Annotated in this window: 12 protein-coding genes and 1 tRNA gene; 3 read left to right on the top strand and 10 right to left on the bottom strand. The window is 69.3% G+C overall.

All coding sequences use genetic code 11. The features are described 5' to 3' along the window. The first annotated feature begins 54 nt into the window (after positions 1–54). A protein-coding gene (locus ACPYIS_RS04920; RefSeq protein WP_424859250.1) for an IS3 family transposase occupies positions 55–1226 on the top strand; the annotation gives its coding sequence in 2 pieces (ribosomal slippage) (positions 55–310 and positions 310–1226; 1173 coding nt in all). 390 nt (positions 1227–1616) lie between these two features. On the opposite strand, the gene ACPYIS_RS04915 is transcribed toward ACPYIS_RS04920, so the two are convergent. The 9 genes from ACPYIS_RS04915 to ACPYIS_RS04875 all read right to left on the bottom strand — a co-directional run bounded on the left by ACPYIS_RS04915 (position 1617) and on the right by ACPYIS_RS04875 (position 13300). Then, positions 1617–1988: a helix-turn-helix domain-containing protein gene (locus tag ACPYIS_RS04915; RefSeq protein ID WP_424859878.1), complete on the bottom strand. Its 372-nt coding sequence runs from the start codon at positions 1986–1988 to the stop codon at positions 1617–1619. Between the two features lie 19 nt (positions 1989–2007). After that, on the bottom strand, positions 2008–2310 hold the full coding sequence (locus tag ACPYIS_RS04910; protein ID WP_424859879.1) for a type II toxin-antitoxin system HigB family toxin: 303 nt from the start codon (positions 2308–2310) through the stop codon (positions 2008–2010). A gap of 291 nt (positions 2311–2601) precedes the next feature. Next, positions 2602–3591: an IS5 family transposase gene (locus tag ACPYIS_RS04905; protein ID WP_066708478.1), complete on the bottom strand. Its 990-nt coding sequence runs from the start codon at positions 3589–3591 to the stop codon at positions 2602–2604. Between the two features lie 528 nt (positions 3592–4119). Next, positions 4120–7317, bottom strand: coding sequence for a hypothetical protein (locus tag ACPYIS_RS04900; RefSeq protein ID WP_424895006.1), 3198 nt, complete (start codon positions 7315–7317; stop codon positions 4120–4122). After that, the gene (locus ACPYIS_RS04895; protein WP_425973925.1) at positions 7314–10088 is read right to left on the bottom strand and encodes a hypothetical protein; all 2775 of its coding nucleotides are present in this window, start codon (positions 10086–10088) and stop codon (positions 7314–7316) included. Before ACPYIS_RS04895 ends, ACPYIS_RS04900 begins: the two co-directional genes overlap by 4 nt. Further along, the gene (locus tag ACPYIS_RS04890) at positions 10078–10707 is read right to left on the bottom strand and encodes a hypothetical protein (protein ID WP_185969597.1); all 630 of its coding nucleotides are present in this window, start codon (positions 10705–10707) and stop codon (positions 10078–10080) included. Before ACPYIS_RS04890 ends, ACPYIS_RS04895 begins: the two co-directional genes overlap by 11 nt. Positions 10708–10793: 86 nt before the next feature. Continuing rightward, positions 10794–11783, bottom strand: coding sequence for an HD domain-containing protein (locus tag ACPYIS_RS04885; RefSeq protein WP_424859882.1), 990 nt, complete (start codon positions 11781–11783; stop codon positions 10794–10796). Beyond that, positions 11770–13071: an Arm DNA-binding domain-containing protein gene (locus ACPYIS_RS04880; protein ID WP_424859883.1), complete on the bottom strand. Its 1302-nt coding sequence runs from the start codon at positions 13069–13071 to the stop codon at positions 11770–11772. Before ACPYIS_RS04880 ends, ACPYIS_RS04885 begins: the two co-directional genes overlap by 14 nt. Then, entirely contained in the window at positions 13064–13300 is a 237-nt protein-coding gene (locus ACPYIS_RS04875) for a hypothetical protein (RefSeq protein WP_144326361.1), read from the bottom strand. Before ACPYIS_RS04875 ends, ACPYIS_RS04880 begins: the two co-directional genes overlap by 8 nt. A gap of 157 nt (positions 13301–13457) precedes the next feature. Between ACPYIS_RS04875 and ACPYIS_RS04870 the strand changes: the two genes are divergently transcribed. After that, on the top strand, positions 13458–13679 hold the full coding sequence (locus tag ACPYIS_RS04870) for a helix-turn-helix domain-containing protein (RefSeq protein WP_144326362.1): 222 nt from the start codon (positions 13458–13460) through the stop codon (positions 13677–13679). Positions 13680–13942: 263 nt separating this feature from the next. Here ACPYIS_RS04870 and ACPYIS_RS04865 read toward each other — a convergent pair. Beyond that, positions 13943–14018: transfer RNA gene (locus tag ACPYIS_RS04865), tRNA-Arg, on the bottom strand. A 212-nt stretch (positions 14019–14230) separates the two neighbouring features. On the opposite strand from ACPYIS_RS04865, the gene ACPYIS_RS04860 reads away from it, so the two are divergent. Continuing rightward, positions 14231–14740 (top strand): c-type cytochrome, encoded by a 510-nt coding sequence (locus ACPYIS_RS04860; protein ID WP_424859884.1) that lies wholly within the window; start codon positions 14231–14233, stop codon positions 14738–14740. The last annotated feature ends 4 nt before the right edge of the window (positions 14741–14744 follow it).

Raw genomic sequence — 14744 nt, 5'->3', positions numbered from 1 at the left:
CCCTGGAAACCGGATCCCTTGCTGAGTGGTTGAATACAGGCAAGGAGAACGGAAGTGACGAAGGCAACGAGAGCGCGCTACACGCTGGAGTTCAAGCTGGAAGCGGTCAGGCTGGTCAAGGCTGGCCAGAGCATGGCGGCGACGGCGAAGATCCTGGGCATTGCGCAACAGACGCTGCACAACTGGATCCGTGCGGACCGAGACGGTCGTCTGGCGGGGGCTGGAAGCAAGCCGGTGAGCCCAGAGCAGATGGAGATCGCCAGGCTGCGCGCGGAGCTGGCGCGGGTCAAGATGGAGCGCGACATCCTGGGAAAAGCGACGGCGTACTTCGCGAAGGAGCGGGGGTGAAGTACGCCTGGATCGAGCGTAACCGCAAGCGCTGGCCCGTGTCGGTGGCGTGCGCAGTTCTGGGGGTGAGCCCCAGTGGGTACCACGACCACCGTGTGCGCCAGGCACGACCACGACGTGGGATCAGCAACGATGCTCTGCTGGTTCATATCCGAGCGATCCATGCCGAAACGCGTGGCGAGTACGGCTGGCCGCGGATCTGGAAGGAACTGCTGGCACGCGGCATTCGGGTGGGTAAGGAGCGCGTTCGCAAGCTCATGAGCCTGCACGGCATCCGCGCCCGAGGCAAGCGCAAGTTCAAGGCTACGACCGACAGCAACCACAAGCTGCCGGTGGCGCCGAACCTTGTGGATCGGCAGTTCAAGCCGGCCACGCCGAACGCCGTGTGGACGAGCGACATCACGTATGTGGCCACCGACGAGGGCTGGCTGTACCTGGCGGTGATCATCGACCTGTTCAGCCGCCAGGTCGTGGGCTGGTCGATGCAGCCGCACATGCGGCGCGAGCTGGTGATTGACGCGTTGCACATGGCCTGGTTCCGCCGCCATCCGCCGCCGGGACTGATATGCCACAGCGATCGCGGCAGCCAATACTGCAGTGCCGACTTCCAGAAGGCGCTGACCGGCTACGGCATGCGCAGCTCGATGAGTCGCAAGGGGAACTGCTGGGACAATGCGCCCACGGAAAGCCTGTGGGGCTCGCTCAAGGTGGGCAGGCTGCACGGCAAACGCTTCAAGACCCGGCGCGACGCCATGGACGAGATCGTCGACTGGCTGACGTTCTACAACCACCGGCGGCTTCATTCGTCGTTGGGCTATGTCAGTCCGATGCAATTCGAACGGGCTTGGCTTGCCGCCCAGAAAAGGCAGGCTGCGTAACGGTCTCAGCTATGGGATCCGGAACTCGCGGGCAAGGTCAGAGACACCGGCTCGATATGTGGTGGCCCGAACCGTTGATGACATTATTGCGTAGGAGCGATAAGAGATTGGTTAAACGCCGTATGAATCTTCTCCACTGAATCGCCCCGCCTTTCCCGGAGGCTCCAAACCTTGAGAGGATGGAGCCATGAGCAACAAATTGACGAGGTACGCACCCGAGGTGCGTGAACGGGCGGTGCGGAGGCGCCAGCGCCGCAGGGTTTTCAGGCTGATCTTCCAGCGGAAGGCAAGTTGCCTTTCGGTCATCACGGGGTAGTGCATCTTCTTCTCCAAAACAGGTGCCCCATGACAACGCTGTTCAACGTGGAAGCCAAGTTCCGTGTTCGATGATCACCCTGCGGCCGTCTCCGCAATCAGCACGTCGGCCGGGATGCCCAGGCTCTTGTGCAGCCTGCGGATCATGGCCAGAGTCAGCGGGCGCTTGCGGCTCAGGACTTCGTAGACGCGGTTGCTTTTGCCGATGATCGGCTCAAGGTCTTTGACGGACAGGCCGCTCTGATCCATCCGGAATTTGATGGCTTCCACCGGATCGGGCGCGGTGATGGGTACGTGCTTGGCCTCGTAGGCTTGCACCAGCGTGGCCAGGATGTCCAGGCGATCACCCTCTGGCGTACCCAGATCGGGGTCGGACTCCATCAAGGCCGAAATCTCTTTGAGCGTGGCCTTGTAGTCTGCTTCGGTGCGGATGGGGCGGATGTCCATGTTTTTCCTCCGTGGCCGGTCAGGCCGCATCAATGGTTTCGGCGTCCACCGCGTCGTACTCCTTGTGGGTGCCGACGAACTTCACGTAGACGATCTGCAACTTGTACGCAACGGCCACGATCAGCCGGTAGTCATTGCCTTTGATATTGAAGACCACGCGACGGTTCTTCAGCACGCTGGCGCTGCGGTACTGCGCCTTGATGTCGGCGGGCTGGGTCCAGGTCGCATTCGTTGCCTCCTCATACCAAGCCTTCAGCGGCTGCTCAGCGTCGGGATGGCGCTCCCAGAAGGCTCGAAGAGTGGACACGGCAATCACGCGCATGAGTCGCAGTGTAGTCCCATTTTGGGACTATCGCAACCCTGCACCGACCGGGCCTGGAGTTTTCACGATGCAAACCGGCCATTTGATAGAGGCGAGCGCCCTCCAGATCAGTGCTTTGCTAAGGAACCTCTGCACTACCCCGCCCACTCGTTCGTGGCGACGAGTTCAGGGTCAATATCGTTTCGTAGGATGGGATCGAAACAGATGCTGAACGGTTCTTGGGCTCCAGCAAGCCCCTTCGTGGGCCCTCTGCAGCCTCATCCGGCCCCAGTGAGCCCACTGCGGGCGCACTTATCCCGTCGCAGCCAGCAAGGCTTTGCGCGCCAGCCACAGATTGACCAGCGCAAACAGGACGTTGAGCTGCGCGCCGTTCTTGGCCAAGCCTCGATAGGGCGTCTTGCGGTAGCCAAACTGGCATTTGAGTACCCGAAACGGATGCTCACCCTTGGCACGAATGCGCGCCTTGGTGCGTTCCAAGGCATCCATCACCTGGCCAAGAAAAGTGCGCTTGTCCAATGCCCGGCGCTTGCCCGGCCGCATGGCCACGTGCCAAGCGACTTGCTTGCCCTGGTTTTCCGCTCGCTTGTCCACTCCCTGATAGCCCGCATCGGCAAAGACGTCGGTCTCTTGCCCGTGCAAGAGCCGATGCGCCTGCGTCACATCCGAGACGTTGGCAGCGGTGGCCACCACCGTGTGTACCAGCCCTGTCTCGGCGTCGACCCCAACGTGCGCTTTCATGCCGAAGTACCACTGGTTGCCCTTCTTCGTCTGGTGCATCTCAGGGTCGCGCTCACGGCGGGCGTTCTTGGTCGAGCTGGGAGCAGCAATGAGCGTGGCATCCACGATGGTGCCGCTCTTGAGCATGAGGCCACGCTCGGTCAGGATGCGATTGACCGTCTCGAGGATACGCTGGCTCAGGCCGTGTTGCTCCAGCAGGTGGCGAAAGCGCAGGATGGTGCTCTCATCCGGCACGACATCCACCCCCAGGTCCAGACCAACAAAGCTCGCCAGCAGCGGCGTGTCGTACAAGGCTTCCTCCACCGCCGGGTCCGACAGACCAAACCACTGCTGCAAAAAATGAATCCTCAGCAGCTTCTCTACCGCAAAGGGTGGCCGCCCACCCTTGGGACCCGCCTTCGGCGCATACGGCTCGATGAGTGCGACCAACTCTGCCCACGGCACCACACGGTCCATCTGCTCCAAAAACGCACGCTTGCGGGTGCGCTTGGCGCGCAGCTCAAAGCCCGTATACATCGGCGCCTCCAGACTCATCTGCTTCATGTCGCTATTGTCCCATCCCGGCAGTCTGGCAGGAAGGTTTTGCAGACCTTCCCTAAAGAACCGCATACTCGGACGCGGGTTCGGTTCCGTGTTCCGCCTCGCTCTTCCTACCCTCGACGACCAACTCCGCTGACGCACGCAGACTTGCTCAGGAACCCGCAGTAGCGAAATAGCAAGCGACGCTCGCAGCACCAAGCTTTCACGCGCTGCTCGACGGTTCCCCGGCGAATTGAGGCCCAGCCCCCGATGCGAGCCGACGAAGGTGCCGCGACTGGCACGGGCTGCGGCCAGCAACTGGCCCCAGTCCGACAGCGGGCGGCTACCGGCGAGCCGCCTGCGGAACGCGAGGCGATCCCCCTCTCCACGAAAGTTCTCATCCGTGTCGAAGCCTGTTGCGATCACTACGGGCGCACGTTCGACCCGAGGTTATCTGGACCCGTTGCCGCTCGCGCAACGCTGGTGCGGGCGCAGCGCAAAACGACAGCGTGAACCATATTGAACACGAGCGCCAGCACATGACAGGCGCATTCACGACCACGCCAGCGGCGCCTCGCCCGCGCTGAGCAGCCCGAGCAAGATCAATGCGGTGGTCAGCGTGTCGGGCCGGGCGTTGCGGCCCGCGCTCCACTCCAGCCCCAGCCAGCGCGCAAAGGCACCGGCGCGGCCCGCATCCTTGACCGCGAGGCCGACGCGCGGCAGCCGCTGCAGCACTTGGCGCAGCGCGGGCTCGGGCACGGCCCCGTGCACCCAGGGCGGCAAGTCGGTGCTGCCATCGGCGCGGCGCAGCACCACGCGCAGCCCATCGTCGTGCAGGCCCAGCCCCACCAGCAGCCGAACATAGGTCTGCAGGGCGCTTGCTTGCTCCGCCCCCCAGAAAGCGACGTCGCGCCGGCGCGGAGTGGTGCGCAGCAGATGAATGCGCAAGGCGGGCAGCGCCAGAGCGCGGATGTCGGCATTACGCGGCCAGCGCCGCTGCCACTGCTGCAGCCAAGCCGGCGCGCGCAGGCTCGGCAGCGCGAGGTAGGGGCCGTGCGGCCCGTCGCGCACCCAAGCGCGGCGCACGCCGGTGGGCCAGCGGAAGGCAGGATCGTCGTCACGTCTGAGGCAGTGCGCCAGTTCGGCGGCGCGCTGCAGCAGTGCGTGGGCCTGCGGCTCGCTCAGCTCCAAAGCGGGCAGGTGCGCGCGCACGCGATCCACGCAAGCGACGGCATCGCCCTGGGTCGCCTGCAACTGGCCGAGCACGGCGTAGGCGCCGGGCAAGGGCCAGTGCGCGGGCACGGCGGCAGCAGCCGACCCGATCGATGCGGGTGCGGCCGCCACACTGCCGGCGGCCTCGGTCGCAGCGGGGGCGCTGGTGACAGCGCACGCCCGCAGCGCCCGCTGCGCCACGCCGTCGCGGTCGCCGAGCTGCGCCAAGCGCTCGCACTCGCGCACCGCCAGCGCCCAGGTGACGATGGCCTGGGCGTGGATGTAGTGCTCGAGCGACACCAGCGGCGAGGTGTGTCCGAGCAGCCGCGCCACGGCGAAGGCCGCTTGGCGCGCGCTGCCCGATGGTCCCCCGAGCAAGGCGCGGTGCAGCTCGGCGCCGCGGCGCAGCAGGGCTTGCGTGTCGGGGTCGCCAGCGAAGACATCGATGATGGGCGGCAGCTCCACGGCGCGCAAGGCCAGGTAGGTCCAGGTGGCGAAGGCGTGGCGCAAGTGGTGGATGTGCGCGCCGGCAAGAGCGTCGGCCAGCGCCTCGATGATTCGCTCGGCGGTGCGCTCGGCCGAGGCGCGGGTGCGGCCGAGGTCGAGGTCGAACAGCGGCACTTGCGCCCGAGCGGGTGCGAACGCAGCGCGGGGATCGGCGCCAATCTGGGCCCAGCGCTGGTGCACCCAGGCCAGCAAGCGCTGGCGCTCGGCGGGCAGCAGCAGCGCGCCAGCGGGGATGATGCGCTGCGCATGCGCGGTCTTGAGCCGCCGCTGGGCGGTGGGGCGCACGACGATCGTCAGGTCCGGCTCGGGAGAGATGTCGAGCAGCCGCAGGCCCAGGATCTCGGCGCGGCGCATGCCGGTGCGAAACGCCAGCACCGCGCTGAGCCAGGCCATCTCCCACAACGCCGGCGGACTCTGCGGGTCGCGCTGCAGCAGCGCTTGACGCTGCAGGGTCTGCAGCGCCCGCATCAAGACGCCGGCCGGCAGCGGCCGCGCATCGACGCCGTCGGGCACGCGCTCGCGCGCTCGGCTGCGGCCGGCGACGGTGCGCTCGATACTGCGGCGCAGCCCCGCCCAGGCAAGGCGCAGCGTGCGCTGGCGCCGTGCGCTGGCCGACGCCAGCAGCAGCTGCTCGGCGCTGTCGAGCTCCTCGTGCGACCACTGGGTGGGGTCGGGCAGCGGCGGCTCATCGCCGCCGTCTGGCTCGGCGCCGGCGTCGGCTGCTTCGGCGCTGCCCAGCTGGCCGAGCACCGCCACCCATGCCGGCAGTAGGGTGTGCACCTGGTGCGCGATGCGCCGTTGCACCGACGGGCTTTGCTGGGCGCGCCGCACCGCCAGCGCCGCCAGCCAGCGCAGCAGCACCGCTTGGGTGTCGGGCAGCGCGGTGCCTGCGGCCTGCAGCCGCTGCTGCCACGCCGACTCTTCGGTCGGCCAGGGGCCGTCGGCAGCGGCGATGGTGCACAGGCCGTCCAGCCACGGGTACAGCAGCGCGGCGTCCGCCGCCCAAGGCTGGGCCTCCTCGGCGGTGGCCTCGTCCTCCTCGTCGTCGGCAGGCGCGATGAGCCGTGCGGCCGCGCGCGGCTGCTCGTCAGCCCCCAGCGACGCGCTCAATTGCTGCCACAGCCGCGGCTCGATATCGTGGGTGGGGTAGTGTCCGCGCATGAGCTGCACGTCCAGCGCCGTGCCCCAGCGCAGCCACAGGACGCTGGCGCCTTCGATGAGGTCGTCGAGGTCGCGCGGCGCGTGGGCACTGCCCAGCAGACGGCGCCACTGCGCCGGCAGCGACGACGGCGCGACGATGTCACCACCCGGGCGGTGCTCGAGCAGCCAGGCGCTGACCGGATCGAACAGCCAGCGCTGCAGTCGCGCGCGCTGCGCGCCGCGCGCGGGGTGCTCGATGTCGAGGTAGGGCACGCCCAAGCCGGTGCGCGGCAGCGCCGCGTTCGCGCACAGGCACGCGCGCAGCACCTGCAGGGCGCGCCGCTGAAGCAAGCCGCCGAGCAGGGTCGCGCTGAGCAGCATCGCCGCCAGCCACCGCGGGGCGCTCGAGACCGATGCGGGCCGGCGCAAGGCCTCGAGCAAGGCAGCACGCCAGCGCTCGGCGCGCTGCAGCCGCTGCAGCGCCTGCCCGGCGAAGGGGCTCTCGGGTGGGTGCACGGCGGCCAGCAGCAGTGTCGGCGCCGGCGGCTCGACGACGGCGGCGCGCGCGGCCGCGCGCAGCGCCCGCACGAGCTGGTAGACCCAGCGCAGCCACTGCGCGGCGCGCTGCAGCCCCGCGTGGTGGCGCGCACGCGCCGACGGCGCTGCCGCGTCGGGCTGATTCAGACAGTGTTGCACCAGCGCCTCGCACAGCGCGCTGGCGCTGCTGGCGTCGGCCATCGGGCCGACGCCCTCGCACAACCACTGCGCATGGGGATTGTCGGCGTGCTCGCGCAGCACGGCGCGCAGCGCGGCCAGCGACGCGGTGGCCTGCGCGCTTTGACCGTGCGCCAGGCGCGCCCACAGGGCCTCGATGTCGGCCACGGGTTTCATGCCGGTGAGCGGGTGGGTGCGGCCAGGGCACTGACCAGGGGCACGATGCCCAGGGACTGGAGGTCGTGCTCGATGGCGACGCAGAGATCGGCGAGGGCGCCGCGCCAGTCGAAGGTGCTCAGCGGCCCCCAGGGCCACTCGCCCTGACGCGCGTGGCCGAGGTAGGCGTCGATCACCTCGGCGCGCATGCCAGCACCGAGCAGCCGCGAGCGCAGCCGCGCACGCGCGAAGTTGGGCGGCACCAGATCGTCGGCACCGGGCGCGAGCGCGGCTGAGGATGCGCTCGGCGCGGTCGCGGCGGCCGAGACGGTGTGCAGGCGGCGCGCCAGCTGCTGCCCCATCCAGTAGGCGCCGACACTGCTGAGGGCGGGCTGTTGGGCATCGCCGTCGAAGACGGCCAGCCCGTTGGCCTCATCCAGCGGCCACAGCACCCCGTACTCGGCCAGGCGCTGCTGCAGCCCCTGCAGGTGGCGGCGGTGCTGGGCGAAGTGCGCCGTCAGCGCCGCCGGCAGCCACACCACGCGCGTGCGGTCGTGCCAGGCTGGGGCCTTGTCGCTGAGCGCGCACAGTTGCGAGCCGGCCGCGTCGATCATCTGCCGCCAGGCCTGCCACGGCCCGAGCAGGTCGCGCTGCGCGCGCATGCCGGTGCACAGCAGCTGCAGCAGTACGGTGTAGAACACCCAGGTCTCGTGGTACTCGCGCAGCTGCGCCCAGCTGCGCACCTTGGTCGCCAGGCGCCGCTGGGTGTCGCGCACGAGCGCCTGCAGCCACGCTTCTTGCAGCACGAAGCGCGCCCCCGCGCGCCAGATGGGCCAGGCGGGCGCTGCCTCTGCCTCTGCCTTTGCCGCTGCGGGTGTGGGTGGCAGCACGGCGCTTGGGTGCGGTGCGTTTGCTGGCTGCGGCGGCCCCAGGGCGGCCAGCCACGGCGCCAGCCGTGCGCAGCCCTGCGTCCAGGCCTGGGCGATGTGCGCCAGCGTGTGCTGGGTGTAGTGCAGGCGGGGCTCGCCGGCGTGCTGCGTCTGCGCCAGCGTCAGCCACACGCAGCTGGCGTCTGCCGTGACGTGCAGCAGGATCGCTGGCATCGTCTGCGCGATGCGCTGCGGCGTGATGCGCGGCTCACCGATGGCCTGCAGCAGCGCCTGCGCTTGGGCGTCGAGCGTGCTCGGTTGGGTGCTGAACACCAGCTTGGCGTGGCTGTGCGGCCGCGCGCGCTCGGGCGCGCCGCTGGCGCGCAGCACGAGCGCCCACCAGTGGGTGGCGCCGGGCAGAAACACCGCTGCGGCCACCGGCTCGCCCCAGGCCTGCACCGCCTCGGGCAGCGGGACGCGGTAGCGTGGCTGCAGCGCCGGCAGCACGCATCCGAGCGGCTCGGGCGGCGCCGCCTCGTGCCCCGGCGGGCCCCAGCACAGCAGGGTGGGCGCATCGATGAGCGCCTGGCGCAGGACCGCAACCAGGGCGTCTTCGGCGCTGGGCGCGTGCACCCAACGCCAGCGCAGCGTGCGCGCTTGCTCCAGGCTGCGGCCCAGCAGCAGCGCGACCAGTACGAGCGCGCCGGCCTGCGCGCGCGCACCACCGGCGGCGCCGCGCTGCTGGCCAGCGTCGAGCGCCGCGCGCACGGCCCGCCCCAGACACTGCAGCTCCCACGGTGTGAGCACGCGCCAGTCCCAGCCGAAGCGCTGTGCGGCGCTTTGCCGCGTCGGCTGCCCCCAGCGGCCGGCAAACAAGCGTGCGCCGCAGGCGCGCGCATCGAGGAGCTCGTACAGCGGCTCGGCCGTCTCCAGCGGCGAGGCCCCCAGCGCTTGCTCCTGGCCGATGACGTCGGCGAGCTCGCGCTCGTCGCGCGGCAGGTCGTCGTACCACCACAGCGCCTCCTCGTCTTCGTCTTGCGGTGGCAGCAGCTCCGGGGCTTGACGCCGCATCGCAGGCCCGATCAAGCCGACCCAGCCGTGCACGGGCTGGCGCGGGCCGCGACCGCCGCCGCGGCGGCGGCGCGCGCGCGGGCGCACCCGACCCACGCAGCGCTGGGCCCAGGCGATGAGGTAGCCCAGATAGAGTGCCCAACGGTGGCGCTGCCGCGCAGACGCGGGCGCGGCGCTGTGCGCAGCCGCCAGCGCCAGCAGGGCCTCACGCCGGGCGCGGGCCAGTGTCTGCAAGAAGGTGGCAGTGTCCTGCGCCACCGGCAAGGCTGCGAGCAAGGGCTCGGCACGGGCCAGGCTGCACTCGCGCACCACCAGCGCCGCGTTGGCCAGCGTCGCGCTCGGCAGGGCGTCGCGTGCCGCAGCCGACGAGTGCCGATCGCGCAGCAGCGCCAAGCTGCCCAGCAGCAGGTGGCCTTGCAGCCGCGCCAGGCTCGGCGCCGCCGCGCTGCCCGGCCGCTCGTGTTCGTTCCACAGCGCCGACACCAGTGGTGCGGCGCGGATGCCATGCCGCATGAGCGGGTGGCCGCGTGCACCGGCAGCGCCGTGCAGCAGCGGCGCCAGCAGCGGGTGTTGCCGCAGGTCGGCGGCGTGGGCTCGGGTCCAATCGGCGGCCCAGCGTGCCCCCTCCAGCCACTGGCGCAGGCGCTCGGGCGGCAGCGCGGGCAGCGCGCCGAAGTCACCGCGCTGGGCATGCTGCAGGATCGCGGCCATACACGCGAAGATGCGGGCATGGCCGATGAGTTCGGGGTGCGCGCGCACGTCGTGCAGCAGCGCGCGCAGCGCCGCAGCGTCGGCGCCGTCGGCGACAGCGGCGTCGATGAGCGCGCGCCAAGCCGGCGGTTCATGGCTCATGGCGCTCACTCCGCAGGGCTTTGGCCAGCGCCGCGGTGGTGCAGCCCAGCGCCTGTGCCAGGGTTTGGAGTTGGGCATCACGCAGCATCGGCAGCGGCGCGCTCGGCAGCCGCTCGTAGCGCTCGCGCAGCGCGTTGAGGCCCGCAGCCCAGCGGTGCAGCGCCCGCTGCCCCACGGCGTCCAGCGCCGCCAGCAAGGCACGCACCGCGGGTGCCTGGGATCGGGGGCAGCTCAGCACCAGCACCACGACCTCGGCGTCGCGGCCCAGACATTGCCACAGCATGGCCCAGGTGCGCGCTCCGGCCAGCAGCCGCCACTGGCCGCCGCGGGTGCGCCGCACGACGATGGGGCTCAGCAGCGCCAGCAGCTGCACCGCCGGCAACGTCCAGGCGTTCCAGTCGACGATCGCCGCGCCCGGCTCGCCCTGCAGGTCCGCCTCGGCGTCGGCCACGATGGCCGCCAGTGGCACCCGTGCCAGCTGCAGCTGCACCGCCCACGGGTGGTCAGCCGCGATGATCCACGGCAGCGGTGCGCCGCACGATGCGGTATCCGCTGACGCGGCAGGGGCGGGCGCGGCGGGAGTGGTTGGGCAGGCGGCGGTGGCGGGGCGACGGGACATGGCGGCGCGGTGCAAGCGGAAGGTCGCACGCGCGCATGCTACCCAAAACGGCGCAGCGCGTGGGCGCGCCCTGCCCGCCCGCGCGCTCAGGTCGCCGTCGCAGACGCCCCCAGCCCCCAGTAGACCCGCGTGCCCAGCGCCGGCACGTAGCGTCCTGCCGGCGCGCCGCGGGCGCGACACTGCTCGATCAGGTCGATTTGGCCGGAAAGGGCATCGACGCTGCCCAGCACCAGCGCCTCGGGAGTGCGCGGTCGGCGCAGCCCGACCCAGTCCGGGGCCCAGCAGGCATGGATGGCGTGGTGCACCGCCATCTCGCGCAGCGCCTGCGGCCGCGATGCGAGGGGCAGCTCGGCCAGCGCTTCGGTCATCCACTGCAGGGTGCTCAGGCGGTGCCCGATCAGCTCGCCGCGCAGCGTCAGCCGCCAGCGCCGCTGCGCCGCATCCCACCGGTATTCGTCGGCCTTGCCCAGGTCGTGGAGCAAGGCGGCCATGATCAGCACCTCGGCGTCGACGCTGGGGTCGCCGGCGGCCAGCCGCAGCGCGCGCTGCGCGCAGTCCAGGCTGTGCTGCAGCAGACCGTGCGCGCGCGCGTGGTGGTGCTGCAGCGAGGCGCGCGCCTGGACAAAGGCCCACAGGCGCTGCGGGTGGCGCCAAAACAGGGCGTTGAACCAGGCGCGCATCGGCTCGCTCAGGCGCTGCCACAGGAGCGCAAAGGCGGCGCGGGTGTGCGCCGCCTGCGGGCCCAGCCACGCATCGGGCACGGTCTGCAGCAGATCGACGTCGGCCGCCAGCGCCGCGGGCCACACGCGCAGCGCCTCGATGGGCGCGGTAGCGGCGAGGTCCGCTTCGGCGACGGCCGCGCGCGCCAGCCGTCCCGGCGCGAGGGTGTCAGCGCGCAGCGGCTGGCTCCAGTGCAGGGTGCGCGTGCCCTGCCCGGGCACCCAGACCTCGGCGCGCAGCCGGCGCCGGCCGCCATCGGGCACGCCGCGCGGGCGCAGCAGCCGCACCAGTACGTGGCGCGCCACGCCCGGGCACGCCGTCGCCGGCATCAGCGCCGGCGGTTCATACGCGCTCATGGCTGCCCTCCCAGGCACCATGGTCGACATCGGTGGCGACGGCGGCGGCACCCGCGCCGACCACGCCCACTGGCCCGAGGTGCTGGCACAGCAACCGCTCGAAGGCCGAGCCATCGCGCCGTGTGAGGTTGGGCACGAAGCGCGAGTAGATGCGAAACAGCATCTCGGTGCTGCTGTGCCCGAGCTGGCGCGCGATCCACTCGGGCGACTCGCCGGCGGCCAGCCACAGCGTGGCGGCGGTGTGGCGCATCTGGTAGGGCCGCCGCGGCGCCAAATCGAGGTGGCGCAGCAGCGGGTACCACACCCGCGTCATGAAGTTCTTGTTGTCGATGGGGCGCCCAGCGCGGTTGGCAAACACGTACAGCGCGTCTTCGCGGCTGGCGCGGCGCTGCGCGGCCAGCGCCTCGTAGACCATTTGGTTCATCTGGATGTCGCGCATGGAGCCGTCGGTCTTGAGCTCGTCGTCTTCGCCCAGCACGAAGGATTCGCGCACCAGGATGAGGCGACGCTCGAAGTCGACGTGGTGCCATTTGAGCCCGTGCACTTCGCCCGTGCGCATGCCGGTGAAGAAGCGCACCACGAAGTAGTTGCGCCAGTCCGGGCGCACCGCCCGCAAGATGCGCTGCACCTCCTCCAGTGTGAAGGGCATGACGTCGCTGCGCTTGATCTTGAGCGGCTTGATGTTGCGAAAGGCCGAGGTAAACTCGAATCGGTCGGCGGCTTCGTTGAGGATCTGGCGCAGCGGTTTCATGATCGCGTTGATGCGTCGGTGCGACAAGGTGCCCTGGCGGCCTCGGGCGGGTACTTTGGCGAGTGTTGCCCGAAACGCCAGGACATCGGCCTTGGTGATGCTGCCGACCGCCCGATCTCCGAAGTGCGGCAGCAGGTATCGATCCAGCACGCCGCGCTGTGTGATGACGTAGCTGCGCCGCCACGCGACGCTGGCCTCGGCGAACCACTGCTCGGCAAAGTCGGCAAAGCGCGGTGTTGCCGACGCTGCGGCGGCCGACGCGGCAGGGGCTGCCGCCGGCACGAGCTCACTGGCTGGCACTGGTGGCAACAGCTCCTTGGACGCGGCCGATGCCGCCGGCGCCGGCCGCCCGAAGATGCGCTCGTAGTCGAAGGTGCCAGCGGCGATCTCGGCCTCGATGCGGTCCAGAACCTTTTGCAGACGGCGGCGGTTGGCGGGGGTGTCGGGCAGTGCGGTGTATTCCCGATAGCGCCGACCTCCCACGCGAAAGTCCATGAATAGCGTGCCCTTGGTGGGCAAGACGCGGATACTAGCCATGGATGGCACCTCCCCCCAGCAGCGGAATCGCGAAGGCATCGTTCTGTGACGCCTTGGCCATGTCGGCCTCGATGTGCTCCCAGATGTAGAGCGTCTTGCGCCCGCCGAAAGGTCGGATGTAGTGCCGCCCCTCCAGCAAGACGCTGTCTTTGAGCCGGTTGCGTATCGTGCGCGGGTCGTACTTGATCCGCCGGGCCAGCTCGTCAGTCGTGAGATAGGTACAACTCATCGTTCAAGCCTCCTTTGACGAAACAGGGTTCATGCACAGGATAGCCAAACGACATCGTGAATGATGTTTTGCTATCCTGGATCGCATTATAGCATGGATTTTGGCGTTTGCAACAGCGTTGTGCTATCCTGCATGAAACTTTTCTACAGAGACAAACATGATCCGCTGCCATCTCTCGCGCTTGATGGGCGAGCGCAAGCTCAAGATCAGTGATGTCGCACGTCAGACGGGCCTAAACCGAAACACCGTCACGTTGCTGTACTACGAGCGAGCGACCCGCGTTGATCTGGATGCCATCGATCGCCTGTGCACCCTGTTCAACGTGTCCGTGGGGGATCTGTTCGAGCACGTGCCCGGGAACGCCAGTCAAGCCGATTGACTTCGTCGGCGTGCGCCGCGCTGGACGTCGCTGGTTGCCGACGGAACAGTCTCAATGGGCCACGAGACCGATGGTCACGAAGGGAAGCGAATCGAGCCGCCATGGGCTACGGCTGGGCCACGGATGGGCCATGGCAAGGTCGCTTTTGAGGAGATGACCATCGGTCGACCGATGAGATCGGCGGCAGAATCGGCGTCGAAGCCGTCATCAATGGTCTAAAACTCGGGCATGACATCATCCCGGGATCTCATAAGTGCTTGATTTGGCGCGGCTGGCGGGGATCGAACCCACGACCTTCGGCTTCGGAGGCCGACACTCTATCCACTGAGCTACAGCCGCGTTGGGCACTGAGACCTGTCGTCAAATTTTCGTGCGTTGCCTGGACGACCACAGGCTTCGGAGGCCAACACTCTATCCACTGAGCTACAGCCGCACACAAAGAAAGCCACATTCTAGCAGGGCCGGCCATGCCGCGGGGGCAGGGCCGCCGCGGGCTCGTTGACCCCGATATAATGCAAGGGTTTACTCATCGCCTGCCTAGAAGGGACACCATGAGCGAGCATGCGCACGACAGCCACACTGGCCCGATCAAAACCCCGAAGCAACTGTGGTGGACGGCCTTTTTCTCGTTCGTCGTCCCGGTGGCGTTGATCATCGGTCTCGTGTCGTACGTCACCCGCGACGCCAAGCCGCAGGCCGGCGTGGTCAACCCCGAGCTGGCAACCGCGCAGCGGATACAAAAAGTCGGCACGGTCGAGCTGCGCGACGCCAACCGGCCGTTGGCGGCCGGTGCAGACGTCTACAAAGCCCAGTGTGCGGCCTGCCACGACGCGGGGTTGGTCGGCGCACCGAAAATTGGCGACAAAGCCGCATGGGCGCCGCGCATCACGCAAGGCTTCGATACGCTGGTGAACTCGGCCCTCAAAGGCAAAGGCGCCATGGGTGCGCAAGGCGGTGGCGCGTTCCGCGACATTGAGATCGCCCGCGCCGTGGCCTACATGGCCAACGAGGCTGGCGCCAACTTCCCTGAGCCCGAAGCACCTGCGGGCAACGGCAAGTAAGCAC

Source organism: Tepidimonas sp. HKU78 (genome assembly GCF_049860815.1).
In the GTDB taxonomy this organism is placed as follows: Bacteria; Pseudomonadota; Gammaproteobacteria; order Burkholderiales; family Burkholderiaceae_C; genus Tepidimonas.
Note: the sequence above shows the minus strand (reverse complement) of the source record. Positions and strands in the feature narration are given on the sequence as shown.

Bases quoted from the DNA above. Each gene is read 5' to 3' on its own strand.
- ACPYIS_RS04915 (WP_424859878.1), bottom strand. From the start codon at position 1,988: ATGGACATCCGCCCCATCCGCACCGAAGCAGACTACAAGGCCACGCTC.
- ACPYIS_RS04910 (WP_424859879.1), bottom strand. From the start codon at position 2,310: ATGCGCGTGATTGCCGTGTCCACTCTTCGAGCCTTCTGGGAGCGCCAT.
- ACPYIS_RS04905 (WP_066708478.1), bottom strand. From the start codon at position 3,591: ATGAAGCAGATGAGTCTGGAGGCGCCGATGTATACGGGCTTTGAGCTG.
- ACPYIS_RS04900 (WP_424895006.1), bottom strand. From the start codon at position 7,317: ATGAAACCCGTGGCCGACATCGAGGCCCTGTGGGCGCGCCTGGCGCAC.
- ACPYIS_RS04895 (WP_425973925.1), bottom strand. From the start codon at position 10,088: ATGAGCCATGAACCGCCGGCTTGGCGCGCGCTCATCGACGCCGCTGTC.
- ACPYIS_RS04890 (WP_185969597.1), bottom strand. From the start codon at position 10,707: ATGTCCCGTCGCCCCGCCACCGCCGCCTGCCCAACCACTCCCGCCGCG.
- ACPYIS_RS04885 (WP_424859882.1), bottom strand. From the start codon at position 11,783: ATGAGCGCGTATGAACCGCCGGCGCTGATGCCGGCGACGGCGTGCCCG.
- ACPYIS_RS04880 (WP_424859883.1), bottom strand. From the start codon at position 13,071: ATGGCTAGTATCCGCGTCTTGCCCACCAAGGGCACGCTATTCATGGAC.
- ACPYIS_RS04875 (WP_144326361.1), bottom strand. From the start codon at position 13,300: ATGAGTTGTACCTATCTCACGACTGACGAGCTGGCCCGGCGGATCAAG.
- ACPYIS_RS04870 (WP_144326362.1), top strand. From the start codon at position 13,458: ATGATCCGCTGCCATCTCTCGCGCTTGATGGGCGAGCGCAAGCTCAAG.
- ACPYIS_RS04860 (WP_424859884.1), top strand. From the start codon at position 14,231: ATGAGCGAGCATGCGCACGACAGCCACACTGGCCCGATCAAAACCCCG.